At 69.4% G+C, this 13,021-nt stretch carries 16 protein-coding genes and 1 pseudogene; 11 read left to right on the top strand and 6 right to left on the bottom strand.

Annotated features, from left to right (window positions below):
- Positions 1-140: 140 nt before the first annotated feature.
- Complete coding sequence (gene lhgO, locus WA805_RS21220; RefSeq protein ID WP_425243194.1) at positions 141-1,373, bottom strand: L-2-hydroxyglutarate oxidase; 1,233 nt, start codon at positions 1,371-1,373, stop codon at positions 141-143.
- Between the two features lie 82 nt (positions 1,374-1,455).
- Between lhgO and WA805_RS21215 the strand changes: the two genes are divergently transcribed.
- A complete protein-coding gene (locus WA805_RS21215; RefSeq protein WP_425243193.1) occupies positions 1,456-2,589 on the top strand; it encodes a DUF3500 domain-containing protein in 1,134 nt (377 codons plus the stop codon).
- A gap of 80 nt (positions 2,590-2,669) precedes the next feature.
- Here the strand turns inward: WA805_RS21215 and WA805_RS21210 are convergent, their stop codons facing one another.
- Positions 2,670-3,125, bottom strand: coding sequence for a GlcG/HbpS family heme-binding protein (locus tag WA805_RS21210; protein ID WP_425243192.1), 456 nt, complete (start codon positions 3,123-3,125; stop codon positions 2,670-2,672).
- A 153-nt stretch (positions 3,126-3,278) separates the two neighbouring features.
- Between WA805_RS21210 and WA805_RS21205 the strand changes: the two genes are divergently transcribed.
- The 5 genes from WA805_RS21205 (at position 3,279) to WA805_RS21185 (ending at position 6,946) form a co-directional block, all read left to right on the top strand.
- A complete protein-coding gene (locus WA805_RS21205) occupies positions 3,279-4,157 on the top strand; it encodes an LLM class F420-dependent oxidoreductase (protein WP_422287361.1) in 879 nt (292 codons plus the stop codon).
- 52 nt (positions 4,158-4,209) lie between these two features.
- Positions 4,210-5,055, top strand: coding sequence for a siderophore-interacting protein (locus tag WA805_RS21200; protein WP_422287359.1), 846 nt, complete (start codon positions 4,210-4,212; stop codon positions 5,053-5,055).
- 62 nt (positions 5,056-5,117) lie between these two features.
- A complete protein-coding gene (locus tag WA805_RS21195) occupies positions 5,118-5,621 on the top strand; it encodes an AAA family ATPase (RefSeq protein ID WP_424559152.1) in 504 nt (167 codons plus the stop codon).
- Between the two features lie 218 nt (positions 5,622-5,839).
- Positions 5,840-5,995, top strand: a complete 156-nt coding sequence (locus tag WA805_RS21190) for a hypothetical protein (RefSeq protein WP_422287357.1) — start codon at positions 5,840-5,842, stop codon at positions 5,993-5,995.
- 117 nt (positions 5,996-6,112) lie between these two features.
- Entirely contained in the window at positions 6,113-6,946 is an 834-nt protein-coding gene (locus WA805_RS21185; RefSeq protein WP_422287355.1) for a methylenetetrahydrofolate reductase, read from the top strand.
- Here WA805_RS21185 and WA805_RS21180 read toward each other — a convergent pair.
- Both WA805_RS21180 and WA805_RS21175 read right to left on the bottom strand, forming a co-directional pair.
- Positions 6,943-7,362 carry a VOC family protein gene (locus WA805_RS21180; RefSeq protein WP_422340556.1) on the bottom strand — a complete coding sequence of 140 codons (420 nt, stop codon included), beginning with the start codon at positions 7,360-7,362 and terminating at the stop codon, positions 6,943-6,945. The genes WA805_RS21185 and WA805_RS21180 overlap by 4 nt on opposite strands.
- 46 nt (positions 7,363-7,408) lie before the next feature.
- Positions 7,409-7,888 carry an SRPBCC family protein gene (locus WA805_RS21175; RefSeq protein WP_425243191.1) on the bottom strand — a complete coding sequence of 160 codons (480 nt, stop codon included), beginning with the start codon at positions 7,886-7,888 and terminating at the stop codon, positions 7,409-7,411.
- Between the two features lie 92 nt (positions 7,889-7,980).
- Between WA805_RS21175 and WA805_RS21170 the strand changes: the two genes are divergently transcribed.
- Both WA805_RS21170 and WA805_RS21165 read left to right on the top strand, forming a co-directional pair.
- A complete protein-coding gene (locus tag WA805_RS21170; protein WP_425243190.1) occupies positions 7,981-8,469 on the top strand; it encodes a beta-class carbonic anhydrase in 489 nt (162 codons plus the stop codon).
- Between the two features lie 56 nt (positions 8,470-8,525).
- A pseudogene (locus tag WA805_RS21165) lies at positions 8,526-8,708 on the top strand (oxidoreductase); the annotation flags it as partial.
- 275 nt (positions 8,709-8,983) lie between these two features.
- Here the strand turns inward: WA805_RS21165 and WA805_RS21160 are convergent.
- Positions 8,984-9,808 (bottom strand): SAM-dependent methyltransferase, encoded by an 825-nt coding sequence (locus WA805_RS21160; protein ID WP_422276034.1) that lies wholly within the window; start codon positions 9,806-9,808, stop codon positions 8,984-8,986.
- Between the two features lie 75 nt (positions 9,809-9,883).
- Here WA805_RS21160 and WA805_RS21155 point away from each other — a divergent pair, with 75 nt between their 5' ends.
- Positions 9,884-10,501: a DinB family protein gene (locus WA805_RS21155; protein ID WP_422289170.1), complete on the top strand. Its 618-nt coding sequence runs from the start codon at positions 9,884-9,886 to the stop codon at positions 10,499-10,501.
- Here WA805_RS21155 and WA805_RS21150 read toward each other — a convergent pair.
- The gene (locus WA805_RS21150; RefSeq protein ID WP_422289171.1) at positions 10,493-11,272 is read right to left on the bottom strand and encodes a TetR/AcrR family transcriptional regulator; all 780 of its coding nucleotides are present in this window, start codon (positions 11,270-11,272) and stop codon (positions 10,493-10,495) included. The genes WA805_RS21155 and WA805_RS21150 overlap by 9 nt on opposite strands.
- 65 nt (positions 11,273-11,337) lie before the next feature.
- Here WA805_RS21150 and WA805_RS21145 point away from each other — a divergent pair, with 65 nt between their 5' ends.
- Together WA805_RS21145 and WA805_RS21140 are read left to right on the top strand one after the other, a co-directional pair.
- Positions 11,338-12,261 (top strand): ATP-binding cassette domain-containing protein, encoded by a 924-nt coding sequence (locus WA805_RS21145; RefSeq protein ID WP_422327170.1) that lies wholly within the window; start codon positions 11,338-11,340, stop codon positions 12,259-12,261.
- The coding region (locus WA805_RS21140) for an ABC transporter permease (RefSeq protein ID WP_425243189.1) at positions 12,258-13,021 on the top strand (764 nt) is incomplete at its 3' end. The genes WA805_RS21145 and WA805_RS21140, both read left to right, overlap by 4 nt.

Here is a 13,021-nt window from a genome sequence, read left to right as displayed (position 1 = left end):
TGATTGGTATTCGATTTGTTCCTGTTTACTGCTGCTATAACGACAGAAACCGGGAACAAAGCGCGGCCCCGCTCGCCGGGGACGAGCACCTCGCGGTCTCGTCGGCGGGCGGCAGGGAATCAACAATGAACACGGACTAGCTACCTTTCTGTGCCGAGCGGAAGCTTTAGTTCGGCGACGATGTGCTCGGCGATGGCCATCGAAGCCGTGGCCGCCGGCGACGGCGCGTTGCGAACGGTTGTCACCGGGCCGACCCGGTGGATGCGGAAGTCGTCGACAAGCGCCCCGTCGCGGTCGACGGCCTGCGCGCGCACTCCGGCCGGCGCGCTCGTCACGTCGCCGGGTTCCAGCCATGGCAGGTACGACCTGGCTTCGGCGAGATAGGCGCGCCGCCACAGCGACCCGCGGATCTCACGGACGCCGGTCCGCCAGTGCTGCCGCGCCAGGTGACGGAACGCCGCCGAGCGGGCCAGCCGGGACAGCTCGTCCCAGGACACGTCACGGCGCCGGTATCCCTCCCTGGCGAGCGCGAGCACCGCGTTGGGGCCGAGGTCCGCCTCGCCGTTGACGCGCGGCGTCAGGTGCACGCCGAGGAACGGGTACCTGGGGTCGGGCACCGGGTAGATGAGCCGCCGCACCCGGTCCCTGGCGTGCGGGCGCAGCCGCAGGTACTCGCCGCGGAACGGGACGATCTCTGGCGACGCTTCGTCGCCGGCCGCGGCGGCCATCAGGTCGGCCTGCAGGCCGGCGCAGACGACCAGCCGGGACAGCGAAAACGACCGGCCGGGTGTGTCGACGTCCACCCGGTCATCGCTCATCCGCCGCACTCCGGTAACGGCGGTCCCGAGGTGCAGCTCGCCGCCGCTGCTGATCACATCGTCACCGAACGAGCGCGTGATGGCTGGGTAGTCGACTATGGCCGTGGTGGGGGAGAGCAGCGCGGCGACGCCCGCCACGTCAGGCTCGAGCTCGCGCAGCTCCGCTCCGCTCAGCCACCGGATGTCCGGCACGCCGTTGGCGAGCGAGCGCCGTTCGAGCTCCCGCAGCTTGACCGTCTCGGCCTCGTTCCGCGCGACCACGAGCTTGCCGCGCTCGTCATAGGTCAGCCCGCGCTCGGCGCAGTACGCGCGGAGCAGGCCGACGCCGCGGCGGCACAGCGTCGCCTTGGCCGAGCCAGGGACGTAGTAAATTCCGGCGTGCACGACCCCGGAGTTGTGGCCGGTCTGGTGGGCGGCTACCGCCTGCTCCTTCTCGAAGACGACCACGGGCACCCCGGCCCCGGCCAGTTGCCTGGCGACGGCCAGGCCCACGATTCCGGCCCCGACGATGCCGACGGGAGTGACAGGCTTGCGCGCGCTTTCGACGTGATCCATGCCACCCTTGCTATCAGTGCCGCTCGCTATCACTCATCTCCGGCACCTGACAATCGGCCGGAACCGTGCTGTGATGAACGGCGTGAGCCTTGCGGCCGAGATGGCGAACGCGGCGGACTCGTGGCTTCGGTCCCTGACCGCTGACCAGCGGGCGGCTGCGGCGTACCCGGGTCCTGGCGCCGGTGACCGGGAACGGACCACGTGGTTCTACACGCCGACGGACCACGGCGGCCTGACGCTGAACGAACAGCGTCCCGGGCAGCAGCAGCTCGCGATGCGGTTGCTCGCGGCAGGGCTTTCGCTCGAGGGTTACGCCCTCGCGGCGATCGTGATGAGCCTGGAGAACGTCCAGGACCGGCTGGAGTCGTGGACGCGCGACTGGGGGCGGGAGCGCGGGCGCGACCCCGGAGCGTACTACTTCCGGGTGTTCGGGTCACCGGGAGACGCCACTTGGGGATGGCGCTGCGGCGGTCACCACATCTCGGTGAACTACACGATCGTCGACGGGCGCGTCGCGTCGTGCACGCCGTGTTTCATCGGGGCGCTGCCGGCGGAACTGAGCCTGCTCGCCGGCGAAACGCTCCGGCCGCTCGGCGATCTGGAGGTTATCGCCCGCGAGCTGGCCCGCGACCTCGACCAGCGCGGCCAGGCCGTCGTGCTGCACCGGTCCGCGATATCGGACATCGTTAGCGGCAACCGGGCCCGGGTGCTCGACGGCGACGAGATGATCCACATGCAGGATCTGTGGCGGGGCAGCTTCACCGACGAGCGGCTCAGCTCGCTGCTGGACCAGATAGACGCCGTGGGAGAGGAGGGGAGCGGATACGGATCCGGCGATCACCAGGTGCTGGCGATCACCAGTCGGCCCAAGGGCGTGCCGGGCAGCGCGCTGACGCCGGACGGGCAGGCACGGCTGCTCGCCCTCGTGGAGGCCTACCTGCGGCGTTTCCCCGGGGAGATCGCCGGCCCGTGGCTAGCGAGCTACCACACCGGCAGCGGCCTCGCGGACCTGCATTTCGCGTACGCCGGAGAGCCCTCCGCCGACCGGGGACCTGTCTACTACCGGCTCCAGGATGAGCGGCTGCTCGTGGAGTACGACAACACGCAGACCAACGCCAATCACGCCCACTCGGTCGTCCGTGACCTGACCGCCGACTTCGGCATGGATGCCCTCGCGGAACACCGCAGGACTTACCACGCGGCCGGCCAGCAGTAGGGCCCGCGGCTCAGCTCTCGTTTCCCCAGTAGTAGGCGTTCAGGGTCAGCCATCGCAGCCTCCGTCGCGAAACAGTGAACTCAGTGCGGCCGCCGGGACCCGGTCCCGGCCCACTCGGGGAAGTCCAGGTCGAACCCGGCCGACCGCAGCACGTCCTCGCAGATCTTCTGGTCCTCGTCCGGGCTGCCGCCGGAGATCCCGAGGCCGCCCATGATCTCCCCGTCCCGCTTGAGCGTGTACCCGCCCTTGGTGGCGACGATCGGGTGCTGGCCCATCCGGCCGACCTGGGTGAAGAACACCGGGTCGGAGTTCCGCCAGTTTTCCAGCATGGAGGTCGGCCGCTGCATGACGGCCGCCGAGTAGGCCTTGGACAGGGCGATAGAGGGCGTCATCGGCCGGGCGCCGTCCATCCGCTCGACCAGCACGATGAAGCCGCCGTAGTCGACCACGGCGAGGCTCAGTGCCTTGCCGGTTTCCAGCGCGAGCGCCCGGGCGCCGTCGGCGAGGATCCTGGCATCGGCGAACGGCAGCGTCATCGTTTCTCCTACATAACTCCAGCGAGCGGGGCACGGCGCGGCCAGCCTACGGGCAGCCAGAAACCCGGCACCACCCCGTGACTTGAAAGGTATGGATTCAAAAGCCTTATCCCGAACGTAGGAGGGTGGCTCCGCTTCGTTAGGGTTGAGCCCATGAAAGTGGGCTTGCACATCTCGGATTTCACCTGGGACGGCGGCGCGGAGGAACTCCGGTTCCGGCTGGCCGACATCGCCCAGCGCGCCGAACTCGCGGGCGTGGACCGGATCAGCGTCATGGACCACGTGTGGCAGATCGGCCACATCGGCCCGCCGGAGCACGAGATGCTCGAGGCCTATACGGCGCTCGGCTGGCTGGCGGCGAAGACGGAGCGGGTCAAGCTGCTCACCATGGTCACCGCGGTGGTCTACCGCGAGCCCGGCCTGCTGGCGAAGGCGATGACCACGCTTGACGTGCTGTCCGGCGGCCGGACGATCCTCGGCATCGGCGCGGCGTGGAACGAGGACGAGGCCCGCGGCCTCGGCCTGCCTTTCCCGCCCACCGCCGAGCGCTTCGAGCGGCTCGAAGAGGCCATCCTCATCTGCAAGCAGATGTGGTCGGGCTCCGAAGCGCCGTTCGAGGGCAAGCACTACCACCTGGCCCGCACGCTGAACTCTCCGCAGGTGCTCAGCCGGCCGCATCCGCCGATCCTGATCGGCGGCGCGGGCGAGAAGAAGACCCTCAGGCTGGTGGCCCGCTACGCGGACGCGTGCAACATCGCCGTCTACGACCCGGCGCAGGCGGCGCACAAGCTCGAGGTGCTCCGCGAGCACTGCGCGACCGAGGGCCGCGACTACGGCGAGATCGAGAAGACCGCGCAGACCCGCTTCGACCTCGGCGAGAACGGCGAGAACGTGCAGCGCACCATCGAGAGCCTGCACGAGGTCGCGGAACTGGGCTTCACCGTCGCGCACGGCTCGCTGCTCGGCGTCAGCAAGAACCGCCAGTTCGACCTGTTCGCCGAGCGGATCATCCCCGCGCTGGAAAAGTTCTAGCCCCTCCGCGAGCGCCTAGACTGCGTGCAGGCGTTCAGCGGAAGGAAGACGTGTGACAACTCCAGCAGCACCAGCCACCCCAGCCGGCGACGGCCGTCCTCCCCGGCGGCGGAAGCCGCCGCGGCGGGCCGAGGTGGTATCGGTGTCGCGGATCGCGCCCCGGCTCGTGTCGGTGCTCGTCCGCGGCGACGAGCTTGACGCGTTCGCGGACGCCGCGCCGACCTCGCACCTGAAGGTGTTCCTGCCCGCGCCTGGGCAGGACGAGCCGCTGCTGCCCGAGTTCCTGCCTGAGGGGCAGGCGATCCCTGACGACGCGCGGCCGTCGGTGCGCACCTACACGCCGCGGCGGTTCGATGCCACCACCGGGACGCTGGAGATCCAGTTCGTGCTGCACGGGGCGGGTCCCGCCTCGGATTGGGCGGAGCGGGTCAGCGCCGGTGACAAGCTCGCGGTCGCCGGCCCTGGCGGGCGGTTCGTCATGGACGCCGACGCCGAGCGCTGGTGGATCGCCGGCGACGAGAGCGCGATCCCGGCCGTGGCGACGCTGCTCGAGGCGCTCCCCGCTGCCGCCGCCGCCGAGGTGCACCTCGAGGTGGCCGACGCCGATGACGAGGTTGAGTTCGCCAGCCAGGCCAAGACGGAGATCACCTGGCATCACCGGCGCACCCCTGACGCCTTCGGCGCCGAGCTTGACGAAGCCGCGCGCGGCGCCGCGATCGCCGACGGCACCAAGGTCTGGGTGGCCTGCGAGGCCGCGGCGATGCGCGGCATCCGCAGATACTTCATCGGCGGCCGGCGCCTCCCGGCCAGCTCGCTGACCACCCGCGGCTACTGGCGGCTCGGCGAGGCCAACCACCCCGACCACGACTACGGCGACGACGAGCTCGCAGCCCGCTAGCGCCGGCCAGGGGACGCGGCCATGATCATCTGGATCAACGGCGCGTTCGGGCGGGCAAGACCATGCTCGCCGAAGAGCTGAGCCGGCGCCTCCCCGAGGCGGTCCTGTTCGACCCCGAGTACGTCGGCTACCTGCTCAGGCACTGGGTGCCCGCGTCCACAGGCGACTTCCAGGACCTGCCAAGCTGGCGAGAGCTGGTCATCGCGACGGCTCTCTCGCTGCGCAAGCACCACGCCGGCACGCTGATCGCCCCGATGACGCTGATCAACGACAACTACCTGGCCGAGATCCTGGACGGCCTGCGCGTCGGCGGCGAGGAGGTCCTGCACGTCTTCCTCGATCTGGACCCGGCGGTGCTGCGGCAGCGGATCACCGACCGCGTGCTCGTCCCCAATGACCCCGAGCGCGATCAGCAGGGGCGCGACTTCTGCCTGCGCAACCTCGATCGCGGCATCGCGGCGGCCGCGCGCGTGCCGCCGGGCACGCTGCTGCTGCGCTCCGACAAGCTGACGCCGGACGAACTGGCTGACGAGGTGCTGACCCGGCTGCAGGGCCTGTCAGGCTGACGCCGGACGAGCTCCCGGACGAGGTGCTGACCCGGTGGGACCCGTCAGGCTGATTCGCGGACGATCACCCGGCCGGGGGCGGGTGGGCGGCGCGGATTTCGGCCAGGGAGTCGGCCGCGCCCGTTCTGAATACCGGGATTGAAAACGGGGCAACCGGGGACGGCCCGAGCATTTCCACGGCCCGGTCAGCGAACCGCGGCCGAACGGCGCGCAGCGGGGTGTCGCGGTCGGGCACCGAAGTGCCGGTCGTGTGGGGCGAGTACCCGGGCGCGGGCACGTCTCCAGACGCCGACCTGAGCTTCCCGCACATCCGCGCCACGGTCGCGCCCGCGCCGTACGACCCGCACGCCCGGACGCAATACCGGCGCTCCTAATCGCGCACGGGTGCTTTTGTGGTCAGCCCCAATAATGCATTTCGCCCGGCGAGTTTTCGCACGCTAAGCCGTACGATTACGGCACAAGGCAGTACAGAGTTTGTGGATTGGCGGCACGTGGAAACTCTGTTCAATGACTTTTCCCTGGAGATGACCGGAAAGGACGCGGGCAAGCTCGAAGAGGCCCGCGACACCATCCCGCCAGGCACGCGGATCAACGTGACCTTCCTGGAGAACGAGGACGGGCGGCAGCGGCTCGACGCGGTGCGGGCCGTCAAGCGGTTCGGGTACGTGCCGGTGCCGCACATCTCCGCCCGGCGGCTGCGGTCGCATGACCTGCTCGAGGAGTACCTGTCCGCGCTCGCAGCCGAGGACGCGAGCGACAACGTGCTGGTCATCGCCGGGGACCCGACGGAGTCGCTCGGGCCGTTCGATGACTCGCTCGCCGTGATCAAGTCCGGCATGCTCCAGCAGTACGGGGTACGGCACGTCGGCGTGGGCGGCTACCCGGAGGGGCACCCGGCGATCTCGGAATCGGCGCTCTGGAGCGCGCTCGAGGGCAAGGCCGCGACGCTGGGCCAGCTGGGGCTGCCGGGAGTGGTCATCACGCAGTTCGGCTTCGACGTGGATCCGGTGCTGAAGTGGCTCGAGGCGGTCCGGGAGCGCGGCATCGACCTGCCAGTCCGGATCGGCGTGCCAGGACCGGCAGGGGTCAGGCGGCTGGTCACCATGGCCGGCCGTCTGGGCGTCGGCACCAGTACGGGGATCGCGAAGAAATACGGGTTCTCGATTACCAACCTGATGGGCACCGCCGGGCCGGACAAGTTCATTCGCGCGCTGGCCGACGGCCTCGACCCCGAGCGGCACGGCGAGGTGAAGCTGCACTTCTACACGTTCGGCGGCCTCAAGGCCACGTCGGAATGGATCGCCGAGTTCCGCCGGGGCGGTTAGCTCTTCGGCAAGTCCGCCGCGATCTCCCAGATGTGCCCGGACGGGTCGGCGAAGCAGGCGGTCCTGATGCCCCACGGCCGGTCAATGGGCCCGTTGATCAGGGTCACCCCGCGCTTGGCGAGCTCATCGCACACCGCGTCCACATCGTCCGCCCAGATCGTGAACTGCATGCGCGCCCCGGTTTGCGGGCCGCCGACCGACGCGGGCGCGATCAGCTCCCGCGCGTTCGAGGCCCGCAGCAGGTTGACCATCGTGTCGCCGAACAAAAAGACCGCGGAGTCCGCGTCCTCCCAGTGCACCGGCAGCCCGAAGACCCCGGCGTAGAACTCCTTAGACCGCTCCAGGTCTTCCGTGAAGAGCGTTGCCGCCATGATCTTGTTGCTCTTCACCAGCGCGTCCACGTATCCGGCTCCCATCCGTCTGACCTACCGTCCCAGTAGTGACGCCCGGCACTCCGGGAAATCAGCGGTTGGCCTCGGCGTACGCCTTGAGCGCGGCCATCGTCCGCACGTTCTCCTTGTCGAAGCTGCGGGTGACCAGCGGTCGCAGCGGCCGGAAGTAGATGGGCAACGCGATGTCGAGGACCAGCCAGCGAGTGACGGTGGTCGTGCCGTCATCGGTCTCCAGCGAGTAGTGGATGTGCACGTCGATGGTCGCCCTGAGCTGCCTGACGTGGATGGTGTGGTGGAAGTCCACCGAGCCAGGCGGCTGGAAGCCGGTCACCGTCCCCCACCAGTCCTTGCCAGGATCGTCCGGTTTGCCGTCGCGATACCGGCTGCCGCGCCGGACCGGATAGGGCTCGACGTCCGTCGTCCCTCCGTACTGACTGGACCCGGGCAGCCAGCTGGGGTAGTTCGGCAGGTCAGAAAGCAGCTTGAACAACAACTCCGGCGCCGCGGCGATCGATGAGACATAGAACCGATGCCACTGAGAACGGGCCATGAGCCAACGTTAACGGCTTTCTAATCGCCACTGAATGGGTAGGAATTGGCGAGGCCGCTGAACTACGCCTAACTCAAGGAGGAGATTCGCTGATGAGCGCAACAGACGAGTTCTTGCAGAACAACGCTGCCTACGCCGCGCAGTTTTCCGGACCGCTGCCGCTGCCGCCGGCCAAGGGTGTCGCCGTGGTCGCCTGCATGGACGCACGGCTCAACGTCTACGCCATCCTCGGCCTGAACGAGGGCGAGTCGCACGTAATCAGGAACGCGGGCGGCGTAGTCACCGACGACGAGATCAGGTCGCTGGCGATCAGCCAGCGGCTGCTCGGCACGACCGAGATCATTCTCATCCACCACACCGACTGCGGCATGCTGACGTTCACCGACGACGGGTTCAAGCGCTCGATCCAGGAGGAAACCGGGATCAAGCCGGAATGGGCCGCGGAGGCCTTCCCGGATCTGGATGAGGACGTCCGGCAGTCCAGGGCGCGCATCCTGGCCAGCCCGTTCATCCCGCACAAGGAGTCGGTCCGCGGCTTCGTCTTCGACGTGGCCACCGGCAAGCTCAACGAGGTCAGCTAGCCCCACGCTGGTGGCCGGCCGTGGTCGGCCGGCCACCAGCGTGGCATGCTCGGAGTATGCGACCGACGCTGTACGAGTTCGCGGGCGGTGAGCAGGCGTTCGAACCCTTCGCCGCCGCGCTGCACGCGCGCTGCCTGGCGGACCCGGAGCTGAATCATCCCTTCTCGCACGCGGACCAGAACCCGGAGCACGTGCCGCGGCTGGCCGCGTACCTGGCCGAGGCGATGGGCGGACCGCCCATGTACTCGGCGGAGTGCGCCGACCAGGCACACGTGGTATGGCTGCACTCGGGCAACGGCGACATGAGCGATCTAGGGCGCCGGTTCGCGGACTGCTTCATGCTCGCGGCCGACGACGCCGGCTGGCCGCCGGACCCGGAGTTCCGGGCCGCGATCCGCGGCTACATCGAATGGGCGGTGGATGAGGTGGCACTGTCCCACCCGGACGACACCGACATCCCGCCGGGCCTGCCGCTGCCGCGCTGGTCGTGGGACGGCCTGCAGCGGTTATCCGGTTACGGCTTCCTGCCTACGCCCGCTACGGCCTCGCCGCTGGCGGGTCCGGCCTGCCCCTCGGGCAGCCACTCCGACAGCGGCGCGACCCCGGGCCCGATCAGCTCGAGGCCGGTGAAGAACCGCAGGATCTCCTCCTGGCTGCGCGGGCTCATCAACTCGGCGCCCGACTCGTTGTAGCGCCGGGTTTGCTCCGCCATCACCTCAGGACTGCGGTCGCTCGGCGCGTGGACGATGACGAGGAAGCTGCCGGAGGGCACCTCGTCCATCAGCTTCCGCACGATCGTGTACGGGTCATCTTCGTCCGGGATGAAGTGCAGCACCGCCAGTAGCAAGATGGCGACCGGCTTGCTGAAGTCCAGTGTCCTGTCGGCGGCCGACAGGATCGTGTCGGTTTCGCGCAGGTCGGCCTCGATGTAGTCCGTCTTCCCCTCAGGGGAACTGGTCAGCAGCGCCCTCGCGTGCGCGAGCACCACCGGGTCGTAGTCCGCGTAGACGATCCGGGACTCCGGCGCGGCGCGCTGCGCGACGTCGTGGGTGTTGTCCGCGGTGGGCAGGCCGGTTCCGATGTCGAGGAACTGCCTGATGCCGTAATCGATGGTGAGGCTGTGCACGATGTCGATCAGGAAGTAGCGCACGGACCTGGCTATCGCGGGGAGTGCGGGCATCGCGGCCATGATCTGGTCGGCCGCCTCCCGGTCGGCGGCGAAGTGGTCCTTGCCGCCTACCCAGTAGTTCCACATCCGTGCCGGGCTGGGCACGGAAGTGTCGAAACCACGTAGCTTTTCGGCTAGGGCGGCGTCCTCGTCGGGCACGTTCGCACTCATCTGCACGAGTGTAGACCTTATCGAGCGCTGTAAATGGGGGTGCGCCTCGTTCCGCGGGCGGAAAGAATCATACGTATGGCGACACCTCCGCGGCTCGTGCCGCTGCTCGAGCAGTTCGACTGGGCCTGCCTGCGCTTGCTGAACAGGATGACTGGCCCCGAGGTTGACAGCGGCAACGGCATGCCGATCGCGGTACCGCCGATAACGGACGAGGAATACCTGTGGAAACCGGTCCCGGGCTGGTCGGTCCGCCGCCGGGCGGACGGGCCGGGGCAGGGCGCGACGGTCCTGCTCGGCGCAGGGGAGTGGGGGCGTGACTCGGCCCCTGAGCCCCCGTATCCGCCGCCGTTCACCACCATCGCCTGGCGGCTCAGCCACATCAGCGAGATGCTCGCGCTCCGCGCCGACTACACGGTCGGCGACCGCGACATGACCAGCGACACTTACCGCAACAGCGGCGACGCCATGGGTGCCGTCAGGAGCTTCAGCGACGCCGCGGAAGCGTGGCGGGCGGCTCTGACCGGCGCCGACGACGCTGCGCTCGACACCGTGGGGTACAGCACGTACCCGTACGGCAGCGACCCGGGCGAGATGTTCGTGGACATCGTGTGGTGGGTCAACCAGGAGATCTTGCACCACGGCGCCGAGATCGCGCTGCTTCGCGACCTCTACCGCGCCATGCGCTCAGCCTGACCCGCCCTCGCGGGTCCGGTCGATGAAGGCTTGGATGCCGTCAAGGATGCGGTCGAGGCCAAAGAAGAACTCCGTGCGCTCGTCGTCCTGCTCGCCCGATTCCGGCGACCAGGCCATTCGGTACAGGCGGGGGTAGGTCTCCTCGTCGATGAGCACCCGGAGCATCGCCTCGTAGCTGGGCGGCGGCGCCGTCGCGTCCGGCTGGCCGGCCGCCTCGGCCTGCTTCGCCGCGCGGGCGGCGTCGTACGCCATCCGGGCCTCGCTCAGCGTGTACGAGCTGAGCAGGCCAAGCATCCGGAGCTTGTCGGCGTCCCGCAGGCCGGTGCCGTCGAGCGCCTCGAGGCCGCGCTCGAGGAAGTACGCGGAGTTCGGCCCGGCAGGCGGCGCCGCCATCGGCATCTGCGTGATCCAGGGATGCCGGTCGAGGACGTCGCGCTGCATGATCGCCCACATGCGCAGCTTGGCGCGCCAGCCGTCGCCCTCGAGTACCAGGCCCTCCGCGCCCTGCGCGCTGGCGTCCCACATCATCTGGAGGAGCTCGTCCTTGTCGGAGACGTGCCGGTAGAGCGACATCGTCGTGAAGCCAAGTTTTTTCGCGACCCGCGCCATCGACACCGCCTCGAGCCCCTCGGCGTCGGCGATTGCAACGGCGGCCGCCACGATGGCGTCCGCCGACAGCCCGGCGCGGGGGCCGCGCTTGCCTCGCTCGCGACGCCCCCACAGCAGGTCCAGGCCAGGCGGCAACGGCACCTGTTCGCCCGCCTCTGGCATCTGGTCGCCCCCTCTCCGGCTCGAGCCTCTTGACGTTAACTGTGTACCCAATATACATTCTGTGTATGACATACACAGTTAGTGTGCGCGGACTCCGCAAATCGTTTGGCGGCAAGGCCGTCCTCGACGGGGTCGACCTCGACGTCGCCTCCGGGGTCATCTTCGCCCTGCTCGGTCCGAATGGGGCCGGCAAGACCACCCTCATCCGCATCCTCGCCACGCTGATCCGCCCGGACGCGGGCACTGTGACCGTGGCAGGTCACGACCTGCTCGCCGACCCGGTCGCGGTAAAGCGCGCGATCAGCCTCACCGGTCAGTACGCCGCCGTCGATGAGATGCTCACCGGCGAGGAGAACCTGCGGATGATGGCCCGGCTGCTGCATTTCGCGCCGCGCGCGGCCAAAGCCCGCAGCGCGGAGCTGCTGGCCGAATTCGGTCTCCTCGACGCCCGCGCCCGCCTGGTCAAGACCTACTCGGGCGGAATGCGACGGCGGCTCGACCTCGCGATCAGCATGATCGCGCGGCCCCGGCTGCTGTTCCTTGACGAGCCCACAACCGGCCTTGACCCGCGCAGCAGGGAACAGCTGTGGGGCACGGTCCGGGGCCTCGCGGACCAGGGGGTGACAGTACTGCTCACCACCCAGTACCTCGAGGAGGCCGACCAGCTCGCCGACCGGATCGCCATGCTGGACCACGGCCGGATCGTCGCTCGCGGCACGGCCGACCAGCTGAAGTCGAGCCTCGGCGGCGAGGTCGTCCGGCTGCACTTCGGCGACGGCGACGGTTACCAGCGCGCCCTCGGCGCGCTGACGATCCTGCGCGCCGACCAGCGGCTGCGCACCATCGAGGTCGGCACCGATGGCTCGGCGGCCTCGGTGCACGACCTGCTCGGCACGCTGCGGACCGCCGGGGCGCCCGCCTCGCGGGTGTCGGTGGGCCGGCCGAGCCTCGACGACGTTTTCCGGTCCCTGACAGGAGGCATCCGATGACCGCCAGCTACGCCCTAGCTCTCAGCGACACCCAGGTGATGATCACGCGCTGCGTGCGCCGCTCGCTCCGCGACCCCGAGGCCTTCTTCACGGCCCTGATGCTGCCCGTCGTGCTCATGCTGCTGTTCGTGTACATCTTCGGCGGCGCGATCAACACCGGCCACGGCGGCTACGCCGATTACGTGGTGCCCGGCCTCATCGTGCTGTGCGCCGGCTTCGGCGCCGGCACGACTGCGGTCGCCGTTGCCACCGACATGAGCAGCGGCATCGTCGACCGGTTCCGCTCCATGCCCATCCGCGGGTCGGCGATCCTGTCCGGCCACATCGTCGCCAGCCTGGCGCGCAACCTGCTCGCCACCGCGCTGGTGATCGCCGTCGGCCTCGGCGTCGGCTGGCGTCCGGACGCCAGCCCCGCAAAGTGGGCGGCGGCGGCCGCCATGATCGTGCTGTTCATCCTCGCGATGTCGTGGCTCGCCGCCGCGTTCGGCCTGCTGCTGCGCAGCCCGGAGGCGGCGAACGCCGCGACGTTCGTGCTCATGTTCCTGCCCTACGTCAGCACCGCGTTCGTCCCCGCGCGCACGATGCCCGCCGTGCTGCGGCCGATCGCCGCGAACCAGCCGTTCACTGCGGTGATCGAGACCATGCGCGGCCTGTGGATGGGGCACACCTCGACCGGTGCCGCCGTGGGCCACGAGGCGTGGCTCGCCGTCGCCTGCTGCGCCGGCATCCTCGTCGCGTCGTTCGCCGCGGCCTCCTGGCT

It is taken from the genome of Trebonia sp. (assembly GCF_049794275.1).
Classification (GTDB): Bacteria; Actinomycetota; Actinomycetes; order Streptosporangiales; family Streptosporangiaceae; genus Trebonia.
The sequence above is the reverse complement of the archived record's forward strand: the minus strand, read 5'-3'. Positions and strand labels throughout refer to the sequence as shown.